We start from the raw sequence: 18,624 nt of genomic DNA, 5'->3' as shown, positions 1-18,624 counted from the left end.
GGCTGGGCATTAACTAAGGAGCTTGATGATGGTGAGTTATGTGATCCCAAATCTGGCCAATGCTTGCCGGATGATAGATGTGCTCAGTAGCTCTGAGCACGGTCTAAGCTTATCCGAATTAGAGCAGCGCTTGATTATCCCCCGAACTACGGCATTTCGGATCTTGCAGACTTTATGTCAACAGCAACTGGTCGAAAAGCACGGCAAAAAATATCTGGCAGGGACACAACTGTATAAGCTTGGTCTGAGTTTACTTGCCTCCCAGCCGATTAAGCAATGCGCTTTACCTATGCTGCAGCAACTCAGTTTAAGTACTGGTTTTAGTTGTCACTTGGCTTTACCTCATGCTCGAGGCAGTTTATTGGTGGAGGTCTACGATAGCCCAAACCCACTTCGGATGGCAGCGCGGCCGGGAACCGTGGTGCCATTTAATTGCTCGGCATCAGGAAAGCTATTTCTGGCATTTCGTCACTTTGATGAGGTATCGACATTGATCGATGGCGGCTGCTTTGAAAGCAGAACTCCTCAGAGCATTATGGGAGCGGCAGAGATGAAATCAGAGTTGCAGCGGGTGTTGGCTCGGGGGTATGCTACCGACGAACAGGAGTATCATAACGATGTACGCTGTTTGGCGGCACCGGTGCGTGATGAGCATGGGTTGGTAACGGCTGCTATTGGTGTGAGTGCTCCTGCTGTGTTGTTTAAAAAACACCAGATCCAAGATATAGCTGCACTGGTAAAACAATCGGCCATTGATGTATCTCTGGCGACCTATCGTCCACAACTGATGGCTATGGCAAAGTAATCGTTGCTCAACAAACCGGTGCTTAAAAGATGATAAAAATGAAGCAAGCGACCATAAATGATGTTGCCCGTATCGCTGGAGTGTCAAAACGCACGGTATCCCGTGTACTGAATGGCTCACTCAGTGTTGGGGAGAACACCCGCACCAAAATACAAAATGTAATCAATGACCTAAAGTATTCACCCAATACGCAGGCTCGTGGTTTAGCCTCCAGCCGCTCTTATCTGCTGGGATTAATTTACGACAACCCGGATGCGCTCTATTTGGATGATGTGCAACGAGGCGTACTCGAAGTATGCTCCAATCTGGGGTATGAATTGGTGGTGCACCCATGCCGTTATAAGAGTGAAACTCTGGTGCAGGATTGCCTGCGCTTTATCAGTCGCTCAAAGCTGGATGGCATCATAGTGCTGCCCCCGGTATCGGAATTGGAAGATTTAGCCCAAGCGCTCAGAGACTCAGGCCGGGCCTATGTGCGGCTAAGCTCAGTGGCACTGGATGATGCCAAGCACATTGTGGTATCGGATGATCGGGCCGCATCGGCTGAAATGGCGCGTTATTTTGCGCAACTGGGCCATGAGCATATTGCCTTCATCACTGGGCCGCAGGCTTATAAGTCTTCAATCGAGCGGATGGAAGGGTTTAAGCTCGGCTTGTCTGCCTATGGCATTAAGTTACGAAGTGATTGGATTGTCGAAGGCAATAACAGTTATGAAAAAGGCATCGAGTGTGCGCGTCAGCTGCTGTTAGCCAGTGAACGGCCAACTGCTATTTATGCCAATAATGATCAAATGGCAGCAGGGGTGTTAAAAGTGGCTCATGAATTGGGCATACAAGTGCCGCAGCAGCTATCCGTCGCTGGTTTCGATGACAACATGCTGGCCTCTCGGGTGATCCCGTCACTCACCACCATTCGTCGCCCGGTCCGACAAATGGCTCTGCTGGCAACGACAAAAATGATCATGTCGATTGAGAACAACGACAAAGGTGCTGAAAATGTGGCGGCGAAAGTAGCTCCAACGCTGGTTGTGCGCGAATCTACAGCCAAGCTGACCTGAGTTATCTGGCATTCTGCTCAGCTCAATGAGCAAATTGCTTACTAAGTTCAAATTTGCCACCGATAGACAAAAAGTTGCATTTTTACTTGCCACCGGTGGCAAATGGATTATTATAGAGTAATCGTTGTGGTCGTTTTACACGATGCAGCACCATTCATGATTGATATAAAGGATGACACTATGACCGATCTGACGAAACGACAAAGTTTGAAAACGCTAGGCACCCTAACCGGAGGCCTGTCGCTTTTGTCGCTAGCCGGCTGTCAAACATTGCCCTTAACATCTACACCGACTGTGTCTGCCACCGATGCTGAAGATTTAGCTGTTTGGCAGCAAGCGGATGAGATTATTGCAAACCTTGCTGTGACCCAGTTTCCTGAGCGTGATTTTTTGATCACGGACTTTGGTGCAAAAGGCGATGGCCGCGCCAACAATACACAAGCCATAGCCGATGCTATAGCTGCCTGTGCTGCCGCAGGTGGTGGCCGGGTGTTGGTGCCTGCAGGCCGTTTTATGACCGGGGCTATTCATTTAAAATCCAACGTTAACCTGCATCTACAAACCGATGCGGTGTTGTCTTTCTATACCAATGCGAAGCATTACTTACCGAAAGTATTTACGCGCTGGGAAGGCGTTGAGCTGATTGGGTACTCGCCGCTGATCTACGCCTTTCAGCAAGAGAATATTGCTGTCACTGGCGATGGTATTTTAGAAGGCAATGGCAGTTCAACCGCATGGTGGCCATGGAAAGGACACTGGGAGCGCCGGAATTGGGAGTATGATGCAGCGGTTGATCAAGCACAGACCCGGACACCAATTTTTCAGATGGCAGAGCAGGGAGTTCCGGTTGCAGAGCGTCAGATGGACAACGACTTTTTACGGCCTCCATTTATTCAGCCCTACCAGTGCAAACGAGTGCTGATTGAAGGCGTGACGATTCGTAACTCACCTTTTTGGTTGATTAATCCAGTGTTATCGGAAGATGTCATTGTTCGTCAAGTCAATTGTGTGAGTCATGGTCCGAACTCCGATGGCTGTAACCCGGAATCATGCAACCGCGTCTTGATAGAACAATGCTTGTTCGATACCGGCGATGACTGCATTGCACTGAAATCTGGCCGTAATAACGATGGTCGTCGTTTAGCCACACCGGTGCAGAATGTGGTGATTCAGGATTGCATGATGCGTTCTGGTCATGGTGGTGTAGTGATGGGGAGTGAAATCTCTGGCGGTGCCCGTAATATATTTGCCCGTCGCTGTCGCATGAGTAGCCCAAATTTAGCTCGTGGTATTCGCATTAAAACCAACTCTGTGCGTGGCGGTTTGATTGAAAATATCTACATCCGTGATATCGAGATTGGTGAGGTTCGTGATGCCATTGTCATCAACTTCTATTACGAAGAAGGCGATGCTGGGCAGCATATGCCTGAAGTTCGTAATTTGCACATCAGCAACATGACGGTACAAAAATCAGAGCGTGCTTTTGAGTTGCGCGGATTTGAAAGAGCGCCCATTAGTGGCGTGACTTTGCATCATGTACATTTTAAGCAAACGGCATCGCTTGGCATTCTGGAGAATGTCGCTGGAATTGATCAGCATAATGTGACTGTTAATGGTGAGCCATTCCAGTTTGGTTCATGATTATTCGACTTAATATGCTACCGATAGACAAATCGATGATAGATGTTGATTGATGATGGCTAAGCGCGAACAAGCATGTAAGTAATAACACGGTTTAGTAAAGACGGCAGGTGACTGAAAATGATCAAGCAAGACTCTGGTGAACGTATTCAGATACACACACCCAATGGTGCAAGCCTCAATGAAGTTGGCGTTGCGTTGCAGGGGTTGCAAGTGCATCCACGTGATAATGTGCTGGTTGCCTTGCAGCCATTGGCTGCTGGCGTCGCTTTACCAGAGCCGTTTGCTGACATTCAAACAGCAAGTGACATTCCTGCTGGTCACAAGGTTGCGTTAACCTCCATCGCGAAGGGGGAGCCAGTCATCAAGTATGGTTTTGCTATTGGTGCTGCCACCACGGCCATTCAGGCGGGGGAGCAGGTGCACTCGCACAATCTGTCGACTTTGCTCAGTGGCCAGGTCGATTATCAGTATCAGGGCTGTCAGGCTGAGCCGTTGTCGTTTCCGGCCGGATTACCAACTGAGTTTATGGGCTACCGCCGTGCGAATGGCAAGGTAGGTACTCGCAATGAACTGTGGATCATCAATACGGTCGGTTGCGTTAATCGAGCCGCTACCCGTATTGCCGATCAGGCGAGCCGGCACTTTGCTGAGCAGTTAGCCAATGGTGCTATTGATGGTATTCATGCCTTTACCCATCCTTTTGGTTGCTCTCAGCTTGGCGATGATTTAAGCAATACCCGTGAGCTGTTAGCGGGTTTGATCCAGCATCCAAATGCCGGTGCTGTGTTGGTATTAGGCCTTGGTTGTGAAAACAATCAATTGGCTGCTTTGCTGAAATCAAGCCCGGATATTGACCATAGCCGCATTCGTTCCTTTAACGCGCAACAGGTTGAAGACGAGATTGAGCAAGGGTTGGAAGCAGTCGGTGAATTGCTGGAGGTGATGGCGCAAGATTATCGTACGCCTTGTCCGGTATCTGAGCTGGTGATGGGGATGAAATGTGGTGGTTCTGACGGCTTGAGTGGTTTAACCGCCAATGCCTTGGTTGGGCGCATTGCTGATTTGGTTGCGGCGGCGAACGGCAAGGTGATCCTGACTGAAACACCAGAAATGTTTGGTGCCGAGCAGGTGTTTATGGCTCGGGCAAAAGATCAGCAGGTGTTTCAGCAGTTGGTGAGTCTGGTCAATGACTTTAAACAGTACTTTATTGATAACAAACAGCCGGTGTATGAAAACCCAAGCCCGGGCAATAAAGACGGTGGTTTAACCACGTTGGAAGAAAAGTCACTCGGTGCTATTCAAAAAGGCGGTTCTGCGCCAGTTAATCAGATCATCCGGTATGGTCATCAGGCGACAGCAGAGGGGTTAACCCTGCTGGAAGGGCCGGGTAATGATGCAGTGTCATCCACCGCCTTGACCGCCGCTGGGGCCACCTTGTTACTTTTTACCACCGGCCGCGGCACCCCCTTAGGTTTTCCTGCTCCGACAGTAAAAATTTCCTCCAATTCAAACCTTGCTGGTCGTAAGCCGCAGTGGATTGACTACGATGCAGGGGCGTTATTGCGACAGGGGCAAGATGCTACTGAGTTTAGTCATCAGTTTTTTCGCTACCTGGTTGAGGTGGCATCAGGCAAAACGACCCGAAATGAAGATTCAGATAACCGTGAAATTGCCATTTGGAAAAATGGCGTCACGCTGTAAGTCGTCGATACAGCGAATCGAACCGATGATATTGGCAGAATTAAACACGATGCAGGTGGAGTCACCAGCGTCGGCAGCATGTAAATCAGCAGGGGCGCCAAAAGGCCGTACTGCTTAGGATATAGGATACCAAGATGGCACATGATACCAAGCAAAGCAGCAGTCGATTAGAGCTTCATCCAGATCGGCTTTTCCCATCGGACCCAGCGGTTCGGAGTATTGCGCAGCGGTTGTATCAGCATATTAAAGATTTACCCATTGTCAGCCCGCATGGTCATACTGATCCGCGTTGGTTTGCCGATAATGCGAATTTTGACAATGCCACCAGCTTGCTGCTGCTGCCCGATCATTATGTGTTTCGCATGCTGTACAGTCAGGGCATCAAATTGGAAGACTTAGGTATTCGCCGTAAAGACGGTGTGGTGGTAGAACAAGATTACCGCAGGATTTTCCAAATCTTTGCCAGCCACTATTATTTATTTCGTGGTACGCCATCACGGATCTGGCTGGATACGGTATTTCACGATGTATTTGGTCTCACCGAAACCTTGACGGCAGAGACGGCGGATCATTATTACGACAGAATCAACGAACAACTGCTAAAGCCTGAGTTTAAGCCACGTGCTTTACTGGATCGTTTTAATATTGAGCTGATTGCCACCACAGAGGGTGCGCTCAACGATCTGGCGCATCATGCCAAATTAAAAGGCACCGGATACGAGCACAAGGTGATCACCACCTTTCGTCCCGATGATGTGGTCGATGCCGATCGGGCTGATTTCGCAGCCAATGTTGCCGCATTGGGCGAGCTGACAGGGGAAGATACTCACAGTTGGCAAGGCTATTTAGCAGCGCTACGCCAACGCCGGGCTTTTTTCCGCGAGCATGGTGCTACCGCGACGGATCACGGTCATCCGACTGCCATCACGGCTGATTTGTCAGAAGTTGATGCAGCTGCTTTGTTTCAGCGCTGCTTAGCAGGCCAAGCCAGTGCAGCCGAAACTGAGCTGTTTCGTGGGCAAATGCTGACGGAGATGGCGGGGATGAGCCTGGAAGATGGTATGACCATGCAGATCCACCCCGGCGCACATCGTAACCACAATTCGATTATTTTTGAGCGCTTTGGCCCTGATAAAGGTGCGGATATCCCAAGCCCAACTGAGTTTGTCAGCAACTTAAAACCTTTATTGCAGAAGTATGGCAATGAAGCCAGCTTGAACATCATTTTATTCACGCTGGATGAAACCACCTATGCGCGCGAGCTTGCGCCATTGGCAGGGCATTACCCTGCATTGAAACTTGGCCCTGCGTGGTGGTTCCATGATAGCCCTGAAGGCATGTTACGTTTTCGCCATCAGGTCACTGAAACAGCAGGTTTTTATAACACGGTGGGCTTTAACGATGATACCAGGGCATTTTTATCTATCCCCGCCCGCCACGATGTGGCCCGCCGTATTGATTGCCGCTTTCTAGCTGGTTTAGTGGCTGAGCACCGTTTAACCGAAGCAGAAGCGATGGATGTGGCCTATGAGCTGACCTACCGTTTGGTTAAAAAAGCCTATCAATTAAGCTGAGTAAGAAGGCATAACGATGAATCGACTTTGCAATGACACTTTAGCCGGGCTAGAGGGAAGCATAGCGCTGCCAGCCTATCGCTTGGCCGAACAAAAGCCGCAGATTGGCATTGTGCATTTAGGCCCGGGCGCTTTTTTTCGTGGCCATCAGGCCTGGTATACCGAGCAGGCGTTGCAACAGGGCGGCGACTGGGCCATCAGTGCCGTCTCTATGCGTTCACCTGATGTAAGCGATGCTTTAACGCCCCAGGATGGACTTTATACGCTGGTTGAACTGGATGCGACTATCGGTTATCAGGTGGTCGGCAGTGTACAAGAAGTATTGGTTGCAGCGACAGACTACCCTAAGGTATTGACCCGCTTAACTGCGGCCAGCACAAAATATGTCACCATGACCATTACTGAAAAAGGCTATTGCTTAGCCAGCAATGGCGAGCTGGACCTACAGAATAAAGAAGTTTGTCGTGATTTAACCCGAAGTGCTCAGCCGGTCACTGCGATAGGCATGCTGGTGACAGCGCTATCGGAACGTTTCCGGGCCAATATCCCTCCTTTTTGTGTCATTAGTTGCGATAATTTGACTGACAATGGCCACAAATTACGGGCAGCGATCCTACGGTTTGCTGAGCAGTGGGATCCTGCGCTGGCCAATTGGTTAGAGCAACAGCTGATCAGCCCTTGCACCATGGTGGATAGCATTACGCCTGCCACTGATGATGCATTGCGCACTCAAGTGGCTGATAAAATCGGTTTGCTTGATCAGTGGCCGATTAAACGTGAATCCTTTGTGCAATGGGTGATTGAGGATTGTTTACCAGTAGAGCGCCCAGCTTGGCATCAGGCCGGCGTCATCTATGCAGCGGATGTCAGTGCCTTTGAAAAAGCCAAGTTACGCTTACTGAATGCACCGCACTCGACTCTGGCGTATTTGGGCTGTTTGCTGGGGCATGAGACGGTGTTTGATGCGATGCAGGATAGCGCTTTGGTGGGCTTTATCAAGCAGATGGTGACTGAAGAGATTATTCCGTCCTTTAAGGCGCCTGCTGAGCTGGATGTGCAGCAGTACAGTGCGGATATTCTGCAGCGCTTTCGCAACCCAGCCATCCGTCATTTATTGTCTCAAATTGCCTGGGATGGCTCACAAAAACTACCGATGCGGCTGCTTCCTGTGATTCGGGATAATCTGGCGTCAGGGCGCTCTGTCCGTTATCTGGCCTATGGCATTGCCGCATGGTGTTTGTTTATCAGGCAGCGTCAGCAAAGTCAGACGAAACTGACCGATCCATTGGCTGAGCAGTTGCTGGCTGTGGCTGCTCAGTGTAGTGGTAATGCCGAAGCGGATGTAGCGTTATTCTTAGCAATAGATGCGGTGTTTCCACGCGAATTAACCGAGCAAAACGCCTTTAAGCAAGCCGTAGTAGCGGCCTATCAACAATTAACCAGCAAAGGCATGGTGACTTTGCCTTCGTATACAGGAGAGGCCTGATGATGACCTTATCATCTGTGGTTCGTGGCCCAGCTTTATTACCTATTATTCAAGCGGATACCCCCACTCAGGCAGTGCAGATAGCGACAGCGCTGCAGCAAGGTGGTATTGGCTCGGTAGAAGTAGTACTTCGAACGCAGCAGGCGCTTGGAGCCATCACCGCTATTCGTTCGGCTTTGCCTGAACTATTGGTCGGTGCGGGCACTATTTTATCGGCTGCAGATGCCAAAGCAGCAACTGCGGCTGGCGCACAATTTTTAGTGAGTCCAGCCAGTACCCCTCATTTATTGGAGGCGATGCTGGCAACGGGGGTACCGATAGCACCGGGCGTTGCTACCCCTTCAGAAATTGCCATGGCGTGTGAGTTTGGCTTGACGGAAGTGAAGTTTTTTCCGGCGCATTTGTCGGGCGGCATCGCTATGCTCAAAGCCTTATCAGGCGTGTTTCAGCAGGTTCGGTTCTGCCCAACGGGTGGGATTAACCAGCAGAATCTGGCTGATTTTATTGCCTTGCCCAACGTATTTGTAGCTGGTGGTTCCTGGCTAACCCCTGATAAGCTGGTGCACACTCAAGACTGGGCGCAGATTTCTGCTTTAGCAGAACAGGCGACTGTGTTGGCAAATCAATATAAAGCAGCATAAGGAGCAAGCCATGAAAAAACGTATTGTCATGATGGGAGAGTGCATGGTGGAGATGTTTCAGTTGGTTGAAAATGTCTACCATCAGGCATTTGCTGGCGATGTGTTTAATACGGCGGTGTACTTGAAGCGGAGCTGCGAAACGCCAGTTGATGTGCAGTTTTTTACTGCGGTTGGGACTGATTTGATCAGCGATAAGCTGGTACGAGCGGTTGAGCGGGAAAAAGTCGATACCAGCCTGATGTTCCGTGCCAAAGGCGTACGACCGGGGCTGTATATGATCAATACCGATGCCTATGGTGAGCGCAGCTTTGTCTATTGGCGTGATACCTCAGCCGCTAAGCAGGTGATGCAGTGTTTTTCACAACAAGGCAACCTAACCGATGTGTTGGGCTGCGATATGTTTTATTTTTCTGGCATTACACTGGCTATCTTGTCCGATAGCGACCGAAGAGCCTTGTTTAATCTGATCCATCAATTGAAAGAGCAAGGCAGCCAGATCGTGTTTGATCCGAATTATCGTCCGGCACTGTGGTCCGGTATCGAGAGCTGTCGGGCAGTGTTTACCGAGGCGTATCAATTGGCTGATATTGCCATGCCGGGACTGGATGATCACAAAGTATTGTTTGAGCACAGCACAGTCCAGCAAATAAAAGCATTCCTGACCGAGCTGGATGTGGCCGAAATGATCATCAAAGATGGCAAAAATGGCGTGGTAGGCTGTTTTGCCGGGCACGACTTTGCTGCAGCAGCCCATCAGGTCAAAAAGGTGGTAGATACTACTGCAGCCGGTGACTCCTTTAATGGTGGCTATCTGGCGGCACGGTTGGCCGATATTCCACCACAGGATGCGGTGAAGTATGCTGCACGTTTGGCCGGTTTTGTGGTTGAGCACACCGGTGCCATCGTTAATAAAGAGCACTTTCAGCGCTTTTGGTCGCGTCATCGGCCATCAACTTTTGTGCTCTGATCCTGACTGAACAACATTACTGCATAAGATCCGGTTGCAACCGGGCATAGGCAGGTCCACGTTGGATAAAGAAGGAGCAAGCATGAGTATAGCGACACTATTTCCAACGGTCGGCGAGTTGCCCGCCGACTTTTCCGAACTGCAACCAGTTGAGCAGCGAGAGTATCTATTAAATGGAGAGTTGCTGAGCTGGCAGGGTGATTTAAGCTCTGTTTTCAGCCCGGTCTGCGTTCGAAACGGAGAGCAACCAGAACCTGTGTTACTCGGACAAACACCGCTGTTGGATGCTCAGGCTGCATTGCAGGCACTGGATGCCGCCGTCTCTGCCTATGATTTAGGTCGTGGTCCGTGGCCGACCATGCCGGTATTGGAGCGGATCCAGCATGTGGAAACCTTCCTTGAATTGATGCAGCAAAAACGCGATGACGTGATCCGCTTACTGATGTGGGAGATTGGCAAACCCTACAAGGATGCGGCCAAAGAGTTTGATCGCACCAGCGATTATATTCGTGACACCATCGATGCATTAAAGCAGCAAGACCGCGATGCCAGCCATTTTGTCATTGAGCAAGGAACCTTAGGCAAAATACGAAGGGTGCCGGTAGGAGTGGCTTTGTGCATGGGCCCTTTTAATTACCCGCTGAATGAAACCTTTACCACCTTGATCCCCGCGTTAATTATGGGCAATACAGTGATCTTTAAACCAGCCAAATACGGTGTATTACTGATCCGTCCATTGTTGCAAGCCTTCCGTGATAGCTTTCCGCCTGGTGTAATTAACGTGATTTATGGCCGGGGCCGTGAAACCGTGGGTGTGCTGATGGAAAGCGGTAAGGTGGATTTATTCGCTTTTATTGGAACCAACAAAGGCGCCAGTGATCTGAAGAAAATGCACCCGAAACCACATCGGCTACGAGCGGTACTGGGGCTGGATGCGAAAAACCCGGCTATTGTCATGGCAGATGCTGATATGAAGCGAACTGTTTCTGAATGTGTGGCCGGAGCCTTATCGTTTAACGGTCAGCGCTGCACCGCTTTAAAAATTCTGTTTGTGCATCGTAGCCGGGTCGATGAGTTTGTGCAGCAGTTTGTCTCGGCGGTAGAAGCATTGCCTATCGGCATGCCATGGCAGGAAGGGGTGGCAATTACGCCGTTGCCTGAACCTGGCAAAACAGATTTTCTGCAGCAGTTGGTGGATGATGCCTGTCAACAGGGTGCGCGTATCTGCAATCAATCCGGTGGGGAACATTGCGCAACGCTGTTCCGGCCAGCCGTGCTCTATCCAGTAACAGCGGCGATGCGTGTGTACGATGAAGAGCAATTTGGGCCGGTGATCCCTATTGTGCCTTTCGATGATATTCAGCAAGCGATTGATTATGTGATCCATTCAAACTTTGGTCAGCAACTCAGTTTGTTTGGGCAGAACCCGCAGCAGCTAGGCGAGTTGGTGGATAGGTTTAGCAATCAAGTCGGGCGGATCAACATCAACAGCCAATGCCAACGCGGGCCTGATAGCTTTCCATTTAATGGCCGCAAGGACTCTGCCGAGGGCACTTTGTCGGTGATTGATGCACTACGTCAGTTTTCTACCCCAACCGTGGTGGCGGCTAAGTATCAACCGCAAGATATAGAGCTGGTGAAAGACATGATCAAGCAGCGCAGCTCGCATTTTCTATCGACTGACTTTTTGTTTTAATAGAATAGCGCCATGGATGGTGCATCCTTTTAACCATCCATGGATCACGCTCTGCGATGCGTCGTGCAATCACACATTCAACAGAAAAAATTTACAACAGTATCCTTGAATCCTGTAAGGGCAATCCCCATAAAGCTGCTAACACGAAATTTTATGTTCAGATTACGATTGGAGAGCCGTTATGGGTAGAATTATTGGTATCGACTTAGGTACAACCAATTCATGCGTTGCAGTATTGGATGGCGACAAGCCACGAGTCATTGAAAATGCTGAGGGGACACGTACTACCCCATCGATCATCGCGTATACCGACGATGGTGAAACCTTGGTTGGCCAGCCGGCAAAACGCCAGGCAGTCACCAACCCACAGAATACCTTATATGCTATTAAGCGCTTGATTGGTCGTCGCTTTGAAGATGAAGAAGTGCAGCGCGATGTCAACATCATGCCATTTAAAATTGTCAAAGCCGACAATGGCGATGCTTGGGTTGAAGTGAAAGGCAAGAAAATGGCAGCGCCGCAGATCTCTGCTGAAGTCTTGAAAAAGATGAAAAAGACAGCTGAAGATTTTCTGGGTGAAGAGGTGACAGAAGCCGTTATTACTGTGCCTGCCTACTTCAATGACGCCCAACGTCAAGCCACCAAAGATGCTGGTCGTATCGCTGGTTTGGAAGTGAAGCGTATCATCAACGAGCCAACTGCAGCGGCACTGGCTTATGGCATGGATAAAAAGAAAGGCGATACCAAGATCGCGGTGTATGACTTAGGTGGTGGTACCTTCGATATTTCTATCATTGAAATCGATGATGTCGATGGTGAGCAAACCTTTGAAGTGTTGTCGACCAATGGTGACACCCACTTAGGTGGTGAAGACTTCGACAACCGTTTGATCAATTATCTGGTTGATGAATTCAAAAAAGAGCAGGGCATTGACCTGCGCAATGACCCATTGGCCATGCAGCGCTTAAAAGAAGCTGCCGAGAAAGGCAAAATTGAGCTGTCTTCCGCTTCACAAACTGAAGTCAATCTGCCGTACATCACTGCTGATGGCTCAGGCCCGAAACACTTAAACATCAAAGTAACCCGTGCCAAGTTAGAATCCTTAGTTGAAGACTTGGTCAAGCGTACACTGGATCCATTAAAAATGGCGCTGAACGACGCCGACTTGAGCGTAACGGACATCGACGAAATCATCCTGGTGGGTGGTCAGACCCGGATGCCTAAAGTACAACAAGCAGTGACAGAGTTCTTCGGAAAAGAGCCACGTAAAGACGTGAACCCGGATGAAGCCGTTGCGGTTGGTGCTGCGGTGCAAGGTGCGGTCCTGTCTGGTGATGTCAAAGACGTCTTGTTACTGGACGTGACTCCTCTGTCTTTGGGTATTGAAACCATGGGTGGTGTCATGACCAGCCTGATTGAGAAAAACACCACCATCCCGACTAAAAAGTCGCAGGTGTTCTCAACAGCTGAAGACAACCAGTCTGCTGTGACTATTCATGTATTGCAGGGCGAGCGTAAGCGTTCTTCCGACAACAAGTCACTGGGACAATTCAACTTAGAAGGCATTCGTGCTGGCCGTCGTGGCGAGCCACAAGTTGAAGTGACTTTCGATCTGGATGCAGATGGTATCTTGCATGTCTCTGCTAAAGACAAAGATAGTGGTAAAGAGCAGAAGATCACCATTAAATCATCGTCAGGTTTGAATGATGATGAGATTGCAGCCATGGTCCGTGACGCCGAAGCGCATGCGGAAGAAGATAAGAAGTTCGAAGAACTGGTGCAAACTCGCAATCAGGCTGATGCGCTGGTGCACGGTACCCGCAAGCAGCTAGAGGAGTCTGGTAGCGATTTAGCCACCAATGACAAAGAAGCCATTGAAGCAGCGATTGTTGATTTGGAAGCAGCGATTAAGAGCAATGAGAAAGCCGAAATTGATGCCAAATCAGAAGCGCTAATGCAAGCTGCCCAAAAATTGATGGAAGCGGCTCAGCAGAAAGCCCAACAGGGTGGTGCTGATGGCGAGGCCAATGCCAGCGATGCTGGTGCGGGCGACGATGTTGTCGATGCTGAGTTTGAAGAAGTCAAAGACGACAAATAATGTACCACCAGGACTGCAGCTTGCTACGCATAGCTGCAGTCCCTCTTTTATAAGTTAGCCCTAATTTATGTCAAAGCGTGATTATTATGAAGCACTCGGTGTTGAAAAAGGCGCCGAAGCAAAAGACATCAAAAAGGCTTATAAACGCCTTGCTATGAAGTATCACCCGGACAGAACCAAGGGCGATAAAGAGCTGGAAATCAAATTTAAAGAAATCCAGGAAGCCTACGAAATTCTGTCGGATGATCAAAAGCGGGCGGCCTACGATCGGTATGGCCACGATGGCGTTGACCCCAGTCGCGCTGGTGGCTTTGGTGGCGGTGGTAATGCTGATTTTGGTGATATCTTTGGCGATGTGTTTGGGGATATTTTCGGTGGCGGTGGCCGTCGGGGACAATCAAGAGCACAGCGCGGTTCTGATCTTCGTTACAACTTAGAGTTAAGTCTAGAAGATGCCGTGCGTGGCAAATCAGTGGATATCAAGGTTCCGACCTGGGTGAGCTGTGACAGCTGCGACGGTAGCGGAGCGAAAAAAGGTACTTCGGCTAAAACTTGCCCAACCTGTCATGGTGCTGGGCAAGTGACGATGCGCCAGGGCTTTTTTGCAGTACAGCAAACCTGTCCAACCTGTAATGGCCGTGGCAAGATCATTCCAGAGCCGTGCAGTAAGTGTCATGGCGAAGGCCGGGTAGAAAAAACCAAGACATTGTCGGTGAAGATCCCTGCAGGTGTTGATACCGGCGACCGGATCCGTTTAACCGGCGAAGGTGAAGCGGGCATGCATGGCGCTCCAGCCGGTGATCTGTATGTGCAGGTGCATGTGAAAGATCATCCGATTTTCGTGCGTGATGGTAATAACCTCTATTGCGATGTGCCGATTAGTTTTGCGGTCGCGGCTTTAGGTGGTGATATTGCAGTGCCAACCTTAGATGGCAGGGTCAAGTTGAAAATACCAGCTGAGACTCAAACCGATAAAATGTTCCGTTTGCGCGGCAAAGGTGTGCAATCGGTCCGGGGCGGGGGCGTCGGTGACTTGGTTTGTAAAGTGGTCATTGAAACGCCGGTCAAGTTAAGCGAGCAGCAAAAAGAGTTGTTGCGTCAGCTGGATGCGACCATGGAAGGTGAGAGCGAAGCAAAGCATCGACCAAAATCAAAAGGCTTTTTTGACGGTGTCAAAAAGTTCTTTGATGACTTAACCAGTTAGGTTCTGGTGCAGTCCGATAAAACCCGTAGCCAGGCTACGGGTTTTTTTATGGATAATGTTGCTGTCATTTTGCTGATGAGCGAATACAATAAGATGAACTGATGTGAAAGCGGTACTGATAGCGATGTTGTTATGACGTCGATAAACAGGGAAAAGGAATAATTATGCGTAATTATGTATTGATGCTATTGATTGCTGTGTTCTTTGTAGTGGCTTGTGCTGAATCACCTACCGGTCGGCGTCAAATCATGTTGTTTAATGAAAACCAGCTCAATACCATGGGCAGTCAAACATTTGATAGCATGAAAGAAGAGCTGGCTATTTCCACCGATCAGCAAACCATCCGATATGTGCAATGCGTTGCTGATGCACTGTTGCGTGTCACCCCCGAGGAATATATGGGCAATGAATGGGAAGTGATCGTGTTTGCCGATGATCAAGTCAATGCCTTTGCTCTGCCCGGTGGTAAAATAGGCGTTTACACTGGCTTATTAAAGGTAGCAGAAAACCAACACCAATTGGCGGCTGTGGTTGGCCATGAGATTGGCCATGTTATGGCGGGGCATGCCAACGAGCGTTTGTCGCGTAGTCAAATGGTGCAAACTGGTTTAGTGCTAACAGATGCAGCCTCAAGAGCTGCTAATGTAAGATTTCAGCAAGAATTGATGGCTGGTCTTGGCTTAGGATCGCAGGTTGGGTTAATGCTGCCTTTTAGTCGAGAGCATGAAACTGAAGCCGATATTATCGGACTGGATCTGATGGCGCAGGCTGGTTTTCAACCTGAGCAATCGGTCAATCTATGGCGTAATATGGCGGCAGCAAGTGGTGGCCAAAGCACACCACAATTGTTGTCTAGCCATCCCGTTCCAGATACCCGGATCCGCACTTTACAGCAGCGGATGCCTGCAGCTACGGCGACCTTTCAACAGCGCCAAAGCCAAGGGCGGCTGCCCAACTGTGGCCAGCCTGGCAAGCTGTAACGCTTCTAAGCATTCGTTGAATTTAGCTCTGGTTTAGGTTGAGCCGTTAAGGGTTGTAAACTTAGCCAGAGTAAAGCGACTACAGCGAGCGCCATGCAATAAAAACTACTTGCTACTACTTGCAGCGGGCTGAGCGAAAAGCTAGCGGCCAACAGCAGAGCCTGGGCACCATAGGGCAGTAACCCCTGACTAATACAGGCAAAAATATCCAACATGCTGGCACTGCGGCGCGGGCTAACCCCATGGTTTTGTGCCAGGTTGCGGCTGATATCGCCGCTAATGACAATAGCAACGGTATTGTTAGCAACGCACAGGTTGGTGCCAAATACCAAGGCAGCAATACCTAGCTGACCACTGCGTTCGGCATGCATTTTGATGCGATTAAAGAAGTGACTTAACTTACTGGAAAGCCAAGCGAGGCCTCCTTGCTGCTTAATAAACTCACCCAGAGCGCCAATAAACATCGATAGTAAAAATATTTCCTGCATTGAGGCAAAGCCACTGGCCACATCCTGACCAAGTTGACCCAGCTGGTAATCACCAAATACCGCCCCTTGTAATGCTGCCAGCACAATCCCAAGGCTAAGCACAGCAAATACATTTAAACCTGCCACCGCCAGTACTAAAATCGCCAGATAAGGCAGCACTGCACTCCAACTAAATGCTTCTGATTGAATGTCGGCTGGTACGCTACCAAACCAGATATAGCCAAGCAGCACTACGGCAGCGGCAGGCAGCGCCAATTTCAGGTTTTCACGAAACTTGTCTTTCATGCGGGCACCCTGAGTACGGGTGGAAGCAATGGTGGTATCGGAAATAATTGATAAGTTATCGCCAAACATGGCTCCTCCCAGCAAAGCTCCGGCCACCAAAACGGGGGAGAGCCCAGTTTGCTGCGCCAGCGCAACTGCAATAGGGGCCAGCGCACCTATGGTGCCCATCGAGGTACCCATGGCTAATGCAATTAATGCTGCGATTAGAAATAACCCCGGTAATAGCAACGAGGCCGGGACCAAACTAAGGCCAGCATTGACGACAGCATCAACCCCCCCAGTGGCTACTGCCACACTAGAGAAGGCTCCTGCCAGTAAGTAAATGAAGCACATGGTTAAAATGGTGGAGTGGCCTGCACCTTGAATCAGCACCGAAACTGATTGTTGCAATGGCGCCCGATGCAGCAGCATGGCCAGCACTATGGCGGGCAAAACCGCCACATGTGCAGGCAACTGGTAAAAGGCATAGTCCACCTGCAAGCTTTGGTAATAAATCCCTGCACCTAAAAAAAGCAAGACAAAGCTAAGCAGAGGCAAAAAAGCCAAAGCACCGTATTGAGCTGGAATGGGTTCAGGGGTAGCAGCCATTGGGCATCTCCGACCAGTGAAAGTTGCGTGACTATATAGATGGCTAGATGTCTTGTCAAATAGTCGTTTTTAACGAGTGTCAGTATTCTTTACGGGAATTTTGATGAATAATCAATAGTCTTACTGCACTTTATCAGGTCGAACCAGCTTGAGCACAAGGCTTATTATTTACCAAAGATAGGAAATTAAGCGTCGGTTTTTTTTACAATCTTGCCATTTCATCGTGCTGATAATCCTTAGCAATAGCTAAATTTCTTTGTTTAAAAAATAGGCACGATTATTGCGTTAAACTGGTCAGACGATCCGATCGTCTCCTACCTAATAATAATGACAGGGATAAAAATAATGATAAAACAACTACTTAAAAAAACGTTCCTCCAGCTCAGACTTGTAAGCGTTGCCGCTGTTTTAGCTGTATTCGCCCTACCTGCCTTATCGGCACCAATATATTCGGATATGTATATTTTTGGTGATAGCTTATCAGATACGGGTAATACCCGTGCAAATGTTCCGTTTGGCACGGTCGCTGGTATCGCTGCTGGTGCAGGTTATGGCTCTAATGGCCGTTTTTCCAATGGTGATGTTTGGCATGAGTTTATGGCGGATGAGTTAGGCTTGAGCACAACCCGGTCAACAGCTGGCGGTAATAATTACGCCTATGGTGGTGCCCGGGTGAATAACTCATCAGGACCATCTGCCGGTTTGCTATGGCAATGGAATGACTATCAGAATGACTTCGGCGGCCCGATCATGGATCCAGCAGCACTTTACGTGGTGTGGGCAGGTGGCAATGATATGCGAGACCTGGTTGGCAGCAGTGCGCCCTTGATGATGATTACCTCTATTTTGGGTAACTTTCAAAACATGCTGACAGAGATGATTTTGGGGGGAGCGACCAGCTTGTTGATCCCTAACTTGCCTGATTTAGGAAGTATTCCTGAGTTCGCCTCGACAAGTAATAGCGTATCGGGCAATGAGGTCAGTACCTTATGGAACCAAGCACTGGAAGCAATTTTGCTTGGGTTAGCCAATACCTACCAAGTGGATATTTTTATGCTGGATGTGTTTGGTATTTTCAATTCTATTCTTGCTGACCCCGCATCAGAAGGTTTTACCAACACGTCAGACGAATGCCGCTCAGTCAGCACATTTTTCGGCATTCCAACCGGTGAAAACAGCTGTGCTAATGCCAACACCTATGTGTTTTGGGATGAAATTCACCCTACAACTGCAGCACACGCAATCTTAGGTCGGGAAGCCTATGCACTACTGGCTTCTGGGCAGACGGTGAACTTCCAGGTACCAGCGCCGGCGACTATGTTGCTGCTCTTATCGGGTTTAGTGCTAATCCGGCTGCGTCGGGTGGCGTAACCACTCACCGTGCCGTCACAAAAAAAAGGGCCATAGAG

14 protein-coding genes are annotated in these 18,624 nt (G+C 49.4%); 13 read left to right on the top strand and 1 reads right to left on the bottom strand.

From position 1 onward, the window contains the following. Positions 1-25 precede the first annotated feature (25 nt). The 12 genes from Q3O60_RS11455 to Q3O60_RS11400 all read left to right on the top strand — a co-directional run bounded on the left by Q3O60_RS11455 (position 26) and on the right by Q3O60_RS11400 (position 15,854). Positions 26-805, top strand: a complete 780-nt coding sequence (locus Q3O60_RS11455) for an IclR family transcriptional regulator (RefSeq protein ID WP_305894075.1) — start codon at positions 26-28, stop codon at positions 803-805. A 38-nt stretch (positions 806-843) separates the two neighbouring features. Next, positions 844-1,863, top strand: a complete 1,020-nt coding sequence (locus tag Q3O60_RS11450) for a LacI family DNA-binding transcriptional regulator (protein ID WP_369812663.1) — start codon at positions 844-846, stop codon at positions 1,861-1,863. Between the two features lie 180 nt (positions 1,864-2,043). Continuing rightward, the gene (locus Q3O60_RS11445) at positions 2,044-3,504 is read left to right on the top strand and encodes a glycoside hydrolase family 28 protein (RefSeq protein WP_305894073.1); all 1,461 of its coding nucleotides are present in this window, start codon (positions 2,044-2,046) and stop codon (positions 3,502-3,504) included. 120 nt (positions 3,505-3,624) lie between these two features. Further along, complete coding sequence (locus tag Q3O60_RS11440; protein WP_305894072.1) at positions 3,625-5,208, top strand: UxaA family hydrolase; 1,584 nt, start codon at positions 3,625-3,627, stop codon at positions 5,206-5,208. 134 nt (positions 5,209-5,342) lie between these two features. Further along, the gene (gene uxaC / locus Q3O60_RS11435; RefSeq protein ID WP_305894071.1) at positions 5,343-6,782 is read left to right on the top strand and encodes a glucuronate isomerase; all 1,440 of its coding nucleotides are present in this window, start codon (positions 5,343-5,345) and stop codon (positions 6,780-6,782) included. 16 nt (positions 6,783-6,798) lie between these two features. Continuing rightward, a complete protein-coding gene (locus tag Q3O60_RS11430; protein ID WP_305894070.1) occupies positions 6,799-8,268 on the top strand; it encodes a mannitol dehydrogenase family protein in 1,470 nt (489 codons plus the stop codon). After that, positions 8,268-8,909: a bifunctional 4-hydroxy-2-oxoglutarate aldolase/2-dehydro-3-deoxy-phosphogluconate aldolase gene (eda, locus tag Q3O60_RS11425; protein ID WP_305894069.1), complete on the top strand. Its 642-nt coding sequence runs from the start codon at positions 8,268-8,270 to the stop codon at positions 8,907-8,909. Before Q3O60_RS11430 ends, eda begins: the two co-directional genes overlap by 1 nt. 10 nt (positions 8,910-8,919) lie before the next feature. Next, positions 8,920-9,876 carry a sugar kinase gene (locus Q3O60_RS11420; protein WP_305894068.1) on the top strand — a complete coding sequence of 319 codons (957 nt, stop codon included), beginning with the start codon at positions 8,920-8,922 and terminating at the stop codon, positions 9,874-9,876. 82 nt (positions 9,877-9,958) lie between these two features. Continuing rightward, the gene (locus Q3O60_RS11415; protein WP_305894067.1) at positions 9,959-11,572 is read left to right on the top strand and encodes an NADP-dependent glyceraldehyde-3-phosphate dehydrogenase; all 1,614 of its coding nucleotides are present in this window, start codon (positions 9,959-9,961) and stop codon (positions 11,570-11,572) included. 181 nt (positions 11,573-11,753) lie between these two features. After that, positions 11,754-13,670 (top strand): molecular chaperone DnaK, encoded by a 1,917-nt coding sequence (gene dnaK, locus Q3O60_RS11410; RefSeq protein ID WP_305894066.1) that lies wholly within the window; start codon positions 11,754-11,756, stop codon positions 13,668-13,670. A 67-nt stretch (positions 13,671-13,737) separates the two neighbouring features. After that, positions 13,738-14,874, top strand: a complete 1,137-nt coding sequence (gene dnaJ / locus Q3O60_RS11405) for a molecular chaperone DnaJ (protein WP_305894065.1) — start codon at positions 13,738-13,740, stop codon at positions 14,872-14,874. Positions 14,875-15,038: 164 nt separating this feature from the next. Beyond that, positions 15,039-15,854 carry a M48 family metallopeptidase gene (locus Q3O60_RS11400; protein WP_305894064.1) on the top strand — a complete coding sequence of 272 codons (816 nt, stop codon included), beginning with the start codon at positions 15,039-15,041 and terminating at the stop codon, positions 15,852-15,854. A 5-nt stretch (positions 15,855-15,859) separates the two neighbouring features. On the opposite strand, the gene Q3O60_RS11395 is transcribed toward Q3O60_RS11400, so the two are convergent. Beyond that, entirely contained in the window at positions 15,860-17,215 is a 1,356-nt protein-coding gene (locus Q3O60_RS11395) for a Na+/H+ antiporter NhaC family protein (protein WP_305894063.1), read from the bottom strand. A gap of 456 nt (positions 17,216-17,671) precedes the next feature. Here Q3O60_RS11395 and Q3O60_RS11390 point away from each other — a divergent pair, with 456 nt between their 5' ends. Next, the gene (locus Q3O60_RS11390) at positions 17,672-18,586 is read left to right on the top strand and encodes an SGNH/GDSL hydrolase family protein (protein WP_305894062.1); all 915 of its coding nucleotides are present in this window, start codon (positions 17,672-17,674) and stop codon (positions 18,584-18,586) included. The last annotated feature ends 38 nt before the right edge of the window (positions 18,587-18,624 follow it).

This window comes from Alkalimonas collagenimarina, assembly GCF_030717845.1.
Taxonomy (GTDB): Bacteria; Pseudomonadota; Gammaproteobacteria; order Enterobacterales; family Alteromonadaceae; genus Alkalimonas; species Alkalimonas collagenimarina.
This window is presented reverse-complemented; position numbering and strand designations above follow the sequence as displayed.